This window comes from Bradyrhizobium sp. MV1.5 (assembly GCF_055807615.1).
The window spans coordinates 207,685-220,206 of the sequence record NZ_JBVVPL010000002.1 but is presented as its reverse complement, the minus strand read 5'-3'; the positions used below and the strand labels follow the sequence as shown (position 1 = coordinate 220,206).

Genomic DNA, 12,522 nt, shown 5'->3' with positions numbered 1-12,522 from the left:
ATTGATCCTTGCACACGACAAGGAGCAGCGCCATGGAGATCGACGTCGTCAGGGTATTGGGGCTGGTTACGCGTTCGGTGAGGAATTTCGAGAAGGACGGGAAAGCGGCCAGTGCGGTGACACTGACGCGGCTTTACGAGACCAGCGTCGACGATCTCTGGGACGCAGTGACCAGCCAGCAACGCATTCCGCGCTGGTTCTTGCCGGTCGAGGGAGATCTCCAGATCTGTGGAAAGTACCAGCTCAAGGGGAATGCCGGCGGCACCATCACGGCGTGCACGCCGCCGACCCATTTTGCGGCGACGTGGGAATTCGGCGGCGCGATGAGCTGGATCGATGTCAAGCTGACGGCAGAACGAAGCCAGGCGCGGTTGACGCTTGAGCACACCGCGATGATCGAGGATCATTGGGAGCAGTTCGGTCCAGGGGCGGTCGGGATCGGTTGGGATCTCGCCATTGCGGGGCTGGAGCGATATGTTGCGACCGGGGCATCGGTCGACCATGAGACGGCCGAGGCATGGATGGGCTCTCCCGCAGGCAAGGAATTCATGACCAGTAGCGGCGAGTATTGGCGCGCGGCGCATGTCGCAAGTGGCGTGGATCCTGCCTCCGCGAAACAGCGGTCGGACCGTACCATCGCTTTCTATCGCGGCGAGCCGCCGCCCGACGTCGCGCATCCGGGCACAGGAAGCTGATGCAAATCTTCGAGGTCCTCGCCGACCCCGTCCGCCGTCGCATCCTCGAGCTGCTTGCGCCCGGCGAGATGGCGTCCGGCGAGGTCGTCGAAGTGATCGGAGCCGAGTTCGGGATCACGCAGGCCGCCGTGTCGCAGCACCTCAAGGTGCTGCGCGAGAGCGGCTTCGCGACGGTTCGTGCGGAGGCGCAACGGCGGCTCTATTCGGTCGATGCTGCGGGGCTTCAAGCGGTGGATGCATGGGTCGGTCAGTTCCGCAATTTCTGGGAGCCGAAGCTGGATGCGCTGGCGACGGAGATCGCGCGCGGCAAACGCGAGCGTCGGAATGCTCCGATGACCAAGCGGAGCGGGAAGCGGGCGTGAAGGCATCGCGGCAAAGGCCACGTAGCATCGCGCCGCTTCAGTGAGGCACGAAAGCCGCCGCCAAAACAGCAAGCATACCAAAGCTGGCGATATTCCAGAACAGCGAGCGGACGAGCGGTATGCCGGATAGGTAAAGCGCGGTGTAGGCGATGCGTCCGCCAAGATAGGCGATCGATCCCCAATAAGTCAGCTCATTGTGAACGCCTGCGGCGTGAGAGATGAGGATCGCGGCGGCAAAGAATGGAAACGTCTCCATGTAGTTGCGGAAATTTCGGTTGAGCCGGCCGGGGATGGGCTTGAGCGGCGGCATCTCGGTGTCGCGCGGGCTCGCAGCCCATCTGAGGCCGTACTGCAGGTTCGCGGCTTGCGCGGCGGCGACAAGCTGTACGAAGCCCCAGATGATTGCGGCGGCCAGCATCGATAGCTCGAAGCTCATCGCCATTGGCTGTCCCCCAATCTGCAAGAAATCAGCGCGATCCCGGGTGCCATTCCGGGAGTTTGGGAATCTCGCGATCGAGGTGATCCCAGGCATATCCGCGCGAGCAGAACAGCACGACGGACGGCTTGAACGTGCTGGCATCGTCAAGCGTGCCGACATAGATGCCGATGAACTCCGGCTTCTCGTCCGGCTTGTTGTAGATCGGCGAGCCGCAGTTCGGACAGAACCCCTTGCGCTTGACTGCGCCGCTGTCGGCAATGCGTGCGATTTCGCGCACCTCGCCTGTCACCGAGACTGCGCTGCGCGCGAACACGAAGATGGAGCTGTGGCCGCTGCCGGTATCGCGCTGACAGTCGCTGCACTGACATTGGAAGCCGCGGATCGGCGCGGACGCAATGGTGTAGCAAACCGCGCCGCAGGCGCAACGACCTGAATATGTCATTCGTCTCCCTCCCGACGGGGCCGACCGTTCCAATCATATCAGGCTGGTTTGATTTCGCCACATCGAGCAGCCGGCGCGATTTCACACAAGCCTGATCTCTGCTGGCCCGCTCACTCGCGCGACATCTTCTCGAATTTCTTCACCAGCCGCTCCCGCTTCAGCCGCGACAGCCGCTGGATCCAGAACATCCCATCGAGCTGGTCGATCTCGTGCTGATGGCAGACGGCACGCAAGGCTTCCGATTCTTCAGTGTACATCTCGCCGCCGAGATCCTGATAGTTGATCCGCACGCGGGCGTGGCGTTGGATGTCGTCGTTGACGCCAGGCATCGAGACGCTGCCTTCGCGATGCAGAATCATCTCGGGTGAGGCCCATTCGATCTCCGGATTGACATAGGTCTGCGCACCTTCCCTGGCGTCGAGCTCGAGCACGACGACGCGCATGGGTACGCCGATATGCGGCGCCGTGATGCCGATGCCGGGCGCGGCGCGCATCGTATCGAGCAGATCGTTCGCAAGCTCGCGGAGCGCATCGTCGAACGCGGTGACGGGGCGGGCCGGCATCGCGAGGCGGCGGTCGGGATAGCGGACGATCGGGCGAATGGTCATGCAGGCTCCTACCACTCACGGATGGTTGAAGCATCCCGTTCTTGACGCCCTACCAACTGGAAGGTAGCTAAGAGCCATGACCAACGTTTCCTCGACTGCCGACGATATCCTGGCCTGCGCGCGCAGCTTGATCATCGCGGGCGGCTATAATGGTTTCAGCTACGCCGACGTGGCCGAGGTGGTCGGCATCCGCAAGCCGAGCATCCACCACCATTTCGCCAGCAAGGTCGACCTGGTCCGCACCCTCGTGTCGCGCTACCGCGCAGAGGCCGAGGCGGGACTGTCCGCGCTCGAGCGCAATGTCCCTGATCCGCGCGCCCAGCTCGAAAACTATGTCGCGTACTGGAAGGCGTGCATCAATGATGCGACGGCGCCGTTCTGCGTGTGCGCGCTGCTGGCCAGCGAGCTCCCCATTTTGCCGGAGGAGGTCGCGCTCGAAGTCCGTGCGCACTTCCGCTCCCTGGCGTCCTGGCTGACGGCCGTCATGGAGCGCGGCAAGCGGAAAGGGCAACTCAAACTCTCCGGCACAGCCCGCGTCGAGGCCGAAGGATTCATGGCGACCATTCACGGCGCAATGCTGTCGGCGCGTGCCTATGGCGATCCAAAAATGTTCGGTGTGATCACCACCCCGCTGCTGGACCGGCTGGCCAACAAGCACTGAGAGATATCAGCGAGACGATGGCGACGGTCCACAAGCGGGCTGGAGCGAAGTCGGTTTCGCTGCGTGCAAGAAAACTACCAACTAGTAGGTATAGGAAAGATGCAATGGCGCAATATCAACTGGATCCGGTTGGTGCCGATCGCGAGCGATGGCTGAAGCAATACTACTTCGTGCGAGCGGCATTCTCGGTTGCCTGGGTCGCTGCTGCGTTTGCCGCCGGGGCTTCTTCTCCCGTGATCGCCGCCGCCTTGCTCGTCCTCTATCCCGCATGGGACGCCGCAGCCAATTTCGCGGACGCGGTTCGTAGCGGCGCTCTCGCTCAAAGCCGCACGCAGGCTCTGAACGTTGTGGTCAGCCTGGCGACCACCGTTGCGGTGCTTGTGACCTTGCAGATGAGCATGAACCGGGTACTCGGAATCTTCGGGGCATGGGCGATTGTGTCCGGACTGCTGCAGTTGGGGACGGCCATTCGCCGCTGGCGGAGTTTTGGCGCGCAATGGGCCATGGTGCTCAGCGGTGGCCAGTCGGCGCTTGCAGGCGGCTTCTTCATCTTTCAGGCGACGATGCCCGAGGTTCCTTCGATCGCGAATGTCGCGGGCTATGCTGCCGTCGGTGCGCTCTACTTTCTGGTCTCGGCAATCTGGCTCACGGTCGGCGAGTGGCGGCAGCACGCCAAGCGCGTTTAGCGGCCCGCTGCCCTCCCGGTCTATGAACGATCCGGACGAAGCCGGGGCGAAGCGGATTTCGCGACTACAACTCTCCGGCCCAAATGGTTATGCTACAAGCCGGAAAGCTGGGTCGCGGAATCGCTGCAAGTGCTCTCGGACGTTCTCAAGCAAAAAGAAATCTATACTTATTTCAGCCGCTCGGCGATGGAGAAGGCACACGCCTATCAGGCGCAGGGCCGGGTCTCTGCGCTGGACGTCAGCGACGACCTGACCCACGTCGGTTCCCAGGTGCGAGGCAGCGAGTCCAGAAATTATCGCGTCGACATCGAATTAACGTTCGACCGCGGCAGGCTCGTCGGCATCGATGGCGATTGCAGTTGTCCGATGGCCCTCAACTGCAAGCATGTCGCGGCGACCCTGCTTGAAGCGCTGAGCGACACCGAGCCGTCGAAACTGGCTCCTGTGCCGACCCCGCAGGCAGCCAAGCCCGCCAACGCGCAAGCGACTTCGGCTCCGCCGGTCCTCGGCGTCGAAGTGAACAGCTGGATCGACAATGTGGGCCGGGCGGTAAGGAGCAGCGATTATGCCGCGGACGAGAGCCCGCGATTGCTGTATTGCCTGGAGGCCTCGGATGACCCGGTGCCTCTGGCCGCGGTGTCCCTGCGATCGGTCCAACTCCGCAAGGGCGGACTTTACGCCCAGAACTACAGCAGTCCCAGTCCGTACGAATTCAAGCCGGACCGGGCGCCAAAATATTTCCGTGACGTCGACATCGATATTGTGACGGAGATATCGCGCCGGTTGCGCAACTACTACACTCAGGGGCCGTATTCGGAGGAGCTGTTGCGCCGAATTGTCGCGACCGGCCGCGCGTTCTGGCTTGACCACAAGGGCGCGCCGCTGAGCTGGGGCGAAGCGCGGGAAGGCCGGATTGAATGGCAGCCAGGGCGCGGCAAGGGTGTTGCACCGACCCTCGTCGTATCTGGAGCGGTCGCGTTGAACGCCGAACCGCCGGTCTATGTCGATGAAGCCAGCGGGGTCATCGGGCCCGTCCAACTCGGCCTGCCGCCTCGGCTCGCCTGCCAGTTCCTAGCTGCGCCCTCCATTCCCCGCGCCCAACTCGAAGAAGTGTCGCGCCGTCTGAGCCAGAGGCTGCCCGAGCTTCATCACGGCCTGCTGCCGGTGCCGCCGGCCGCCGCAGTGCTCATCGACGAGGATCCGCGTCCCGTGCTGAGGCTGAAGCTGGGTCATGTCGGTGCAAGCTATTATTACTATCGCAACAAGAACGAAGCCTCAGGTCCTGCCGGCGTGGCCAGCCTGGGCTTCCGCTACGGTGGGTTCGACATCGATCCGAGCCAGCGGGCAAGCCGGCTGGAACTGTTCCAGGGCGGGCAGGTCTATGCGATCGCCCGCCGTCAGCCGAAGGAGAGGCAAGCGCGCAAGCGCCTCGCCGACGCGGGGCTCATCGAGGCAAGGTCGGTGCTTCCGATGCTCGATTACCGCCATGCCATGGACCTGACGCTGCGCGACCAGCACGGCTGGCTCGACTTTCTCGCGCTGCATGGGGAGCAATTGCGGTCCGAGGGGTTCGAGATCCTGGTCGACGACGATTTTCCGTTCCGGCTGGCGGAGTCGTCGGGCGATTTTGACGCTGAGTTCGAGTCCAGTGGCATCGACTGGTTCGAGCTGTCACTCGGCATCGAGATCGAAGGCGAGCGGCGCGATCTCGCGCCGCTGCTGGCGGCGCTGGTTTCGGCACCCGGCTTCAGCCCCGAATCGTTGACGGCACTCGCGGACAAGGGCGAGCGTTTCCTTCTGCCTCTGGCCGACGGCCGGCACGTCGCGCTGGCTGCGGATCGCTTCCTGCCGCTCGTGCTGGCGTTGCATGGCCTGCATATGAGCGGCGCTTTCGAGGACGCCTCTAGGAGGATCAGACTGTCGCGCGCGGACGTCGTTCCGCTGCTCGGCGTCGAGAACGAGCGCTTCGCCTTTCGGGGAGCCGACAATCTTCGCCACCTCGCAGGCCTGCTCCAGGCGCGAGGGTTGACCCCGCCCGAACTGCCGCCGACCTTTCGCGCCACGCTTCGGCCCTATCAGGCTCAGGGTGTGGCATGGCTCGATCTGCTCCGCGAGAGCGGGTTGGGCGGGATCCTCGCCGACGACATGGGGCTCGGCAAGACCGTCCAGATCCTGGCCTTGATCGCGCTCGAGAAAGCGCGCGGTCACCTCGCCAATCCCGTGCTGGTCGTCGCGCCGACCAGCCTGATGACGAACTGGTCCGCCGAAGCGCAGAAGTTCGCGCCGGAGCTGAAGGTTCTCGTTCTGCACGGGGCAGATCGCAAGCACAGATTTCCTGCCATCGCAGAGCACGATCTGGTCCTGACCACTTATCCGCTGATTGCGCGGGATCGCGAAATTCTGCTGGCGCGGGAGTGGCATATCGCGGTGCTGGACGAGGCGCAGACGGTCAAGAATCCGGATGCGGCGACCACGCGATTTCTGCGCGAGACGAAGGCGCAGCATCGCTTCTGTCTCACGGGCACGCCGATGGAAAATCATCTCGGCGAACTCTGGTCGATCATGAGCTTCGTCAACCCCGGCTTTCTCGGCGATAAGGCGGCCTTTTCGCGCCAGTGGCGCACGCCGATCGAAAAGCGCGCCGACAAGGTGCGGACTGCGGCGTTGGCGCAGCGGGTCAAGCCGTTTTTGCTGCGCCGTACCAAGACGGAGGTCGCTACGGACTTGCCCGCCAAGAGCGAAATCGTTGAGACCATCGCGCTGGACGGGCCGCAGCGCGATCTCTACGATTCGATACGGCTCACGATGTCGCGCAAGGTGCGCGAGGCCATCGCAAAACGCGGCCTCGCCAAGAGTCACATCGTGGTGCTCGAAGCTCTGCTTCGCATGCGGCAGGCCTGTTGCGATCCGGCCTTGCTGAAACTGAACGACGGCGTCGAACGGCCGTCGGCCAAGCTCGATCGCTTGATCGACATGGTGGGGGAGCTGCTCAGCGAGGGGCGCAAGATCATCATTTTCTCGCAATTCACGTCCATGCTCGATCTGATCCGGCAGCGCGTCGAGACGGCAGGCCTGCGCTACAGCATTCTCACCGGTCAAACCAGGGACCGAAAGACCGCGATCGAATCCTTTCAGGACGGCGCTGCCGAGATATTCCTGGTCAGCCTGAAGGCAGGCGGCGTCGGCCTCAATCTGACCGCCGCCGACACCGTCATCATTTTCGATCCATGGTGGAATCCCGCTGTCGAGGAACAGGCGATCGATCGGGCCTATCGGATCGGACAAGACAAGGCTGTCTTCGTTTACAGGCTGGTGGCCGCCGGGACGATCGAGGAAAAGATGGACGAGCTCAAAGCCAGAAAGCGCGCGCTCGCCGACGGCTTGTTCGATCGCGATGGCGGGATCGCGTCGGCCCTCACTGAGGGTGATGTGAACGCGCTGTTTGACGCGTAGCCGTGCGTAGGTGGCGGGCGCGTTCAGCGGGTTACGATCGCGTTTTCGGGATGATGACATTGTGCAGGTGTTTTGCCCGACGGGTCAAATCGCGTTCTGACATTGTCGGCCGTTGGTAAGTCCTTGAATAAGCTGCCCCCCGCTACTGTGCATGGGGTTGTTTTCGCGTTTTTTGTTTCGGGGGCGGAAAAATCTTGCGGTCTCGTCCATTGCCAATGTCGGCCGCCGGAGTTCCCATTCGTCTTCCACCCAGACAGACCTGACGGGAGACCAAAATGAACTCGTCCTCCTATCGCTGGGTGATCGTCGCCGCGGGCGGCTTGCTCGGCTGCGTCGCCATCGGCGGCATGTTTTCGCTGCCGGTGTTCCTGCAGCCGATCGCAAAGGATACCGGCTGGTCCGTGACCGGCATCTCCAGCGCGATGACGATCGGCTTTCTGGCGATGGCCTGCACCAGCATGGCCTGGGGCACGCTGACGGACCGGTTCGGGCCGCGGCTGGTGGTGCTGACGGGATCGACGGTGCTGACCGTGAGCCTGTTCGCGGCGAGCCACGCCACCTCGCTGCTGGCGTTTCAGTTCGTCTTCGGCCTTCTGGTCGGGGCGTCCTGTGCCGCGATCTTCGCGCCGATGATGGCGACCGTGACCGGCTGGTTCGACACCCATCGCAGCCTCGCGGTCTCGCTGGTGTCGGCCGGCATGGGCATGGCGCCGATGACGATGGCGCCGCTCGCGGCCTGGCTCGTCTCCGGCCATGACTGGCGCACCTCGATGCAGATCGTGGCGCTGGTGGTCGGCGCCATCATGATCCCGGTCTCATTCCTGGTGCGCCGCCCGCCGGCGCTCGCGCATGCCGTCGCCGCGCCTGCGGGCGAGGGTGCCGCGCAAGGTGAGATGTCGATGGGAGAGGCGCTGCGCTCGCCGCAATTTTTGATCCTGCTCGCGACCAATTTCTTCTGCTGCGCCACCCATTCCGGTCCGATCATTCACACCGTCTCCTATGCCGTGAGCTGCGGCATCCCGCTGGTGGCGGCGGTGACGATCTACAGCATCGAGGGTTTTGCCGGCCTCGGCGGACGCATCGCCTTCGGCCTGATGGGTGACCGCTTCGGCGCCAAGCGCGTGCTCGTCTCGGGCCTGCTATTGCAGGCGTTCGGCGCGCTCGCCTATGTCTTCGCGCACCAGCTCACGACATTCTATGCGGTCGGGGCCGTCTTCGGCTTCATCTATGCCGGCACCATGCCGCTCTACGCGGTGCTGATCCGCGAAAATTTTCCGCTCAAGATGATGGGTACGGTGATTGGCGGCACCGCCATGGCCGGCAGCCTCGGCATGGCCACGGGCCCGCTCGCCGGCGGCCTGATCTACGATGCGTTCTCGAGCTACGCCTGGCTCTATATCGCCTCCTGGGCGATGGGCCTCGGCGCCTTCCTGATGGCGATGAATTTCAAGCCGTTCCCGAAGCCGCGAGCGGAGTTGGCGCCGGCGGCGGCGTAAGCAGGTTCATCGAGGCGCAACACTAGAGCTGCGCCTCGATCGCGGGTTTATCGATGATGGACCACACGTGCCGTATTTTTCCGTCGTGAAATTGATAGAACACATTTTCGCAGAAGGACACGCGCCTGCCGTTCACATCGAGGCCCAGAAACTTTCCGGCCGGCGTGCAATCGAACTTCAGCCGGGCGGCGATGTGGGGCGGATCGCAGACCAGCAGTTCGATTTCGAAATGCAGATCCGGAATTGACCGAAAATCCTGCTCCAGCATGGCACGATAGCCGGACAGTCCGAACGGTCGCGCATTGTGCACGACGTCATCGTGGACGAACTGTCCGAGCGCGGGCCAATCCTGCCGGTTCAGGCAGGCGATGTAGTTGCGGTAGACGTCGGCGAGATCGGATCTGATCATGGCGTTGCTCCTGCGGCTCCGGCTATAACGCGGCAACAGGGCAATCGGCGCCTGCGCTCACAGACGTTTTTCGAAGAACAGGTCCGGGTAGGGATCGTCATTGAAGCGGGGGATCTCGGTCCAGCCGCTTCGTCGGTAAAGCTGGCCGGCCTCCGCCAGGGCGCTGTTGGTGTCGAGCCGCAGCAGCTTGACGCCGAGCCCGCGCGCGGCATCCTCGGTCGCGTCCATCAGGCGCCGGCCGAGCCGCAATCCGCGCGCCGCCGGTGCGACCCACAGCCGCTTGATCTCGGCATAGCCGTGATCCGTGCCCTTCAGCCCGACGCAGCCGACCGGCAGCGTGTCCGAGATCGCGACGATGAACGTGCCGCGCGGGCGGCGCATATCCTTGGCGTCGGGATCGCGCGACAGCGAGACGTCAAAGCCCTGCTTGAAGCGGCGGCCGAGCTCGCCATAATATTCGCCGAGGCAATAACGGGCCTGTTCGCTCCGCGGATCCATCTCGTCCAGTGTGACGCGTTCGCGCGTCAATGTGGAGGCAATCAAATCCATCGCCGCCAGCAGCGCCTCGCGTTGCGAGTGCTGGGCGAGGAAGCCCCCGGCCTGCGTGTTCGACAGCGCCTCGTAGGCCGCGAACTCGCGCCGGCCCGCACGCGTCAATGTCGCCACGCGGCGGCGCGCATCGTCCTCATGCGCATTGGTCTCGACCAGCCCTTCGTCCTCGAGGCTGCGGAGCAGGCGACTCATCAGGCCGGAATCGAGGCCGAGATAGTCGCGAATCTCGGCCACGTCCGAACGTCCGTGCCCGATTGCGTTGAGCACGCGCGCCGCCCCCAGCGGCCGCCCGCGTCCGAGGAATGACGTGTCGAGTGCGCCGACCGCGGACGTGACGGCACGATTGAAGCGACGGACGCGGGAAACAGGGTCGAGCATGATGTATCTGACTTTAGTCAGGCATATCATCGAAGTCAATCAGCGCAGGCTTTCGCTTCAGCAGCGGCTGCGCTTCAGTCCAGGCCCAGCGCCTTGCGGGACTTCCGCGTGAGTTTCGCCACGATCAGCGCGTGCGCCTGCGCCAGATAGCTCGTGAGCTCGGCGTCTGACAGTGCGTTGTTGCCGACGAGCTGCACCCATTTGGCGCGCGCCAGATAGGGCGCCGGCCGCGCAAGGCCGTGCTCGATCAGCATGGCGTAGGCCATGTTCGAGACCTTGAACATGTAGCCGCCGGAGCGCGCGGCAAAGCCGCCGCCGAGTGCGAACATCTTGCCGCCGACCTTGAATACGGAGGTGCCCTCCCACTGCACCACCTTGGTGACGGCGGGCAGGCGCAGGCAGCGGGTCTCGAAGGTTTTGGGAGTCATTGTCCGAGCGATAGCACAGCGTACGCGGCAAGGACACGGAGGGGACAAGCGTTGTCGCCACGGGGATGATGCGATTGCGCGCCTCTTTGTGAGTTGTGCCCGCGCCGCGGACCGTTACCATGCGCCGGCTGCCGTGGAACACGGGAGCCGACATTGTGACCGGGAGGCGACATGAGTGGGCAGGAACGCAGAGCAAAAGGATCCGACCTGTTCGTCGCGGCGCTGGAGAACGAAGGTGTCGACCGCATCTTCGGCGTGCCCGGCGAGGAGAACCTCGATCTGGTGGAATCGCTGCGCACCTCCAAAATCGAACTGATCCTGACCCGCCACGAGCAGGCCGCCGCCTTCATGGCCGCGACGCACGGGCGGCTGACCGGCAAGCCCGGAGTATGTCTTTCGACGCTCGGCCCGGGTGCGCTCAATCTGTCGACGGGCGCGGCGTATGCGCATCTTGGCGCGATGCCGATGATCTTGATCACCGGCCAGAAGCCGATCATGAGCAGCCGGCAGGCCCGTTTCCAGATCGTCGATGTGGTCGCCACCATGAAGCCGCTGACGAAACTGTCGCGGCAGATCATCAGCGCCTCCAGCATCCCGACTGTGGTCCGCGACGCGTTTCGCGTGGCGATGGAAGAGCGGCCGGGGCCGGTGCATCTCGAACTGCCCGAGGACATCGCGGGCGATGAAGTGCCTGATGTCCCGGTGATCCCGGTTCATCCGATCGAGATCCCGGTCGCTCATCGCGCCGCGCTCGACCGCGCCGCCGAGATGATCTTGGCCGCGAAGCATCCGCTGGTGATGATGGGCGCTGCGACCAGCCGGCCGCGCGCGACCCACGGCATCGCCAGCTTCGTGCGGCGGACCGGCATTCCCTTCTTCACCACGCAGATGGGGAAGGGCACGGTTCCCGGCGGCACCAATCTCTACATGGGCACCGCCGCGCTGTCCGAGCGCGACTACGTTCATGACGCGATCGACGCCGCCGACCTGATCGTTGCGATCGGTCACGACCCGATCGAGAAGCCGCCCTTCATCATGGGGCCGTCGGGCCCGAAGGTGATTCACGTCAGCTACACGCCGGCCAGCGTCGAGCTGGTCTATTTTCCCGATGCGGAAGTCGTCGGCGACGTCGGCCCCAGCCTGGAACTGCTCGCCGACCGGCTCGAAGGCAAGCTGCCGCAAGCCGCCGCGCTGCTGCCGCTGCGCGAAAAGATTCTGTCGCAGATCGCCGACCGCGCCACCGAAGCGCGCTGGCCGCCGACGCCGCAACGCATCGTGCACGATATCCGGCAGGTCATTCCTGAGAACGGCATCGTCGCGCTCGACAACGGCATGTACAAGATCTGGTTCGCGCGCAACTACCGCACCCGCGTCGCCAACACGCTGCTGCTCGACAATGCGCTGGCGACGATGGGCGCCGGGCTGCCGTCGGCGATGATGGCCGCGATGCTCTATCCGGAGCGCCGCGTGCTCGCGGTTGCCGGCGACGGCGGCTTCATGATGAACAGCCAGGAGATGGAGACCGCCGTCCGGCTCAAGCTCAATCTGGTCGTGCTGGTGCTCGAGGACAACGCCTACGGCATGATCCGCTGGAAGCAGGCCGTCGATCACTTCGCCGATTTCGGCATGACCTTTGGCAATCCCGATTTCGTCCTGTACGCGAAGGCTTATGGAGCGAGGGGACATCGGATCGAGAGCATCGACAGTTTTGCCCCGACTCTGGATGCCGCCTTCAAGGAGGGCGGGGTGCATCTGGTCGTGATCCCGATCGATTATTCGGAGAATGTGCGGGTGCTCGTGGAAGAGCTGCGGGCGCGGGAGAAAGCAAAAGCGTGAGAACTGCGATCTCGTGCCCCGGACGCAGCGCAGCGCCCCTTCGGCGGTGCGCTGCAGAGCCGGGGCCCATGCATCAG

13 protein-coding genes are annotated in these 12,522 nt (G+C 64.1%); 7 read left to right on the top strand and 6 right to left on the bottom strand.

Going from position 1 to position 12,522, the window contains the following annotated elements:
• Positions 1-32: 32 nt before the first annotated feature.
• Both AC0L2J_RS03120 and AC0L2J_RS03115 read left to right on the top strand, forming a co-directional pair.
• Entirely contained in the window at positions 33-695 is a 663-nt protein-coding gene (locus AC0L2J_RS03120; protein WP_473387112.1) for an SRPBCC family protein, read from the top strand.
• Complete coding sequence (locus AC0L2J_RS03115; protein ID WP_007609182.1) at positions 695-1,057, top strand: ArsR/SmtB family transcription factor; 363 nt, start codon at positions 695-697, stop codon at positions 1,055-1,057. The genes AC0L2J_RS03120 and AC0L2J_RS03115 overlap by 1 nt, the downstream gene beginning before the upstream one ends.
• Before the next feature lie 37 nt (positions 1,058-1,094).
• On the opposite strand, the gene AC0L2J_RS03110 is transcribed toward AC0L2J_RS03115, so the two are convergent.
• The 3 genes from AC0L2J_RS03110 to AC0L2J_RS03100 all read right to left on the bottom strand — a co-directional run bounded on the left by AC0L2J_RS03110 (position 1,095) and on the right by AC0L2J_RS03100 (position 2,546).
• The gene (locus tag AC0L2J_RS03110; protein WP_063992751.1) at positions 1,095-1,499 is read right to left on the bottom strand and encodes an MAPEG family protein; all 405 of its coding nucleotides are present in this window, start codon (positions 1,497-1,499) and stop codon (positions 1,095-1,097) included.
• A gap of 25 nt (positions 1,500-1,524) precedes the next feature.
• A complete protein-coding gene (locus AC0L2J_RS03105) occupies positions 1,525-1,938 on the bottom strand; it encodes a GFA family protein (protein ID WP_473248477.1) in 414 nt (137 codons plus the stop codon).
• A gap of 110 nt (positions 1,939-2,048) precedes the next feature.
• Positions 2,049-2,546 carry a peptide deformylase gene (locus tag AC0L2J_RS03100; protein ID WP_473387110.1) on the bottom strand — a complete coding sequence of 166 codons (498 nt, stop codon included), beginning with the start codon at positions 2,544-2,546 and terminating at the stop codon, positions 2,049-2,051.
• A gap of 76 nt (positions 2,547-2,622) precedes the next feature.
• On the opposite strand from AC0L2J_RS03100, the gene AC0L2J_RS03095 reads away from it, so the two are divergent.
• From AC0L2J_RS03095 to AC0L2J_RS03080, 4 genes are all read left to right on the top strand, one after another.
• Positions 2,623-3,207: a TetR/AcrR family transcriptional regulator gene (locus AC0L2J_RS03095; protein ID WP_473248479.1), complete on the top strand. Its 585-nt coding sequence runs from the start codon at positions 2,623-2,625 to the stop codon at positions 3,205-3,207.
• 104 nt (positions 3,208-3,311) lie between these two features.
• Complete coding sequence (locus tag AC0L2J_RS03090; RefSeq protein WP_473387108.1) at positions 3,312-3,893, top strand: DUF308 domain-containing protein; 582 nt, start codon at positions 3,312-3,314, stop codon at positions 3,891-3,893.
• 129 nt (positions 3,894-4,022) lie between these two features.
• Complete coding sequence (locus tag AC0L2J_RS03085) at positions 4,023-7,346, top strand: DEAD/DEAH box helicase (RefSeq protein ID WP_473387106.1); 3,324 nt, start codon at positions 4,023-4,025, stop codon at positions 7,344-7,346.
• Positions 7,347-7,621: 275 nt separating this feature from the next.
• Positions 7,622-8,842 carry an MFS transporter gene (locus tag AC0L2J_RS03080; protein ID WP_473387105.1) on the top strand — a complete coding sequence of 407 codons (1,221 nt, stop codon included), beginning with the start codon at positions 7,622-7,624 and terminating at the stop codon, positions 8,840-8,842.
• Between the two features lie 22 nt (positions 8,843-8,864).
• On the opposite strand, the gene AC0L2J_RS03075 is transcribed toward AC0L2J_RS03080, so the two are convergent.
• The 3 genes from AC0L2J_RS03075 to AC0L2J_RS03065 all read right to left on the bottom strand — a co-directional run bounded on the left by AC0L2J_RS03075 (position 8,865) and on the right by AC0L2J_RS03065 (position 10,609).
• Positions 8,865-9,251 carry an ester cyclase gene (locus AC0L2J_RS03075; RefSeq protein WP_063992744.1) on the bottom strand — a complete coding sequence of 129 codons (387 nt, stop codon included), beginning with the start codon at positions 9,249-9,251 and terminating at the stop codon, positions 8,865-8,867.
• A gap of 57 nt (positions 9,252-9,308) precedes the next feature.
• Entirely contained in the window at positions 9,309-10,181 is an 873-nt protein-coding gene (locus AC0L2J_RS03070) for a bifunctional helix-turn-helix transcriptional regulator/GNAT family N-acetyltransferase (protein ID WP_035974037.1), read from the bottom strand.
• Between the two features lie 74 nt (positions 10,182-10,255).
• The gene (locus AC0L2J_RS03065) at positions 10,256-10,609 is read right to left on the bottom strand and encodes an MmcQ/YjbR family DNA-binding protein (RefSeq protein WP_063992742.1); all 354 of its coding nucleotides are present in this window, start codon (positions 10,607-10,609) and stop codon (positions 10,256-10,258) included.
• Positions 10,610-10,780: 171 nt separating this feature from the next.
• Between AC0L2J_RS03065 and AC0L2J_RS03060 the strand changes: the two genes are divergently transcribed.
• Complete coding sequence (locus tag AC0L2J_RS03060) at positions 10,781-12,445, top strand: acetolactate synthase large subunit (RefSeq protein ID WP_473387103.1); 1,665 nt, start codon at positions 10,781-10,783, stop codon at positions 12,443-12,445.
• The last annotated feature ends 77 nt before the right edge of the window (positions 12,446-12,522 follow it).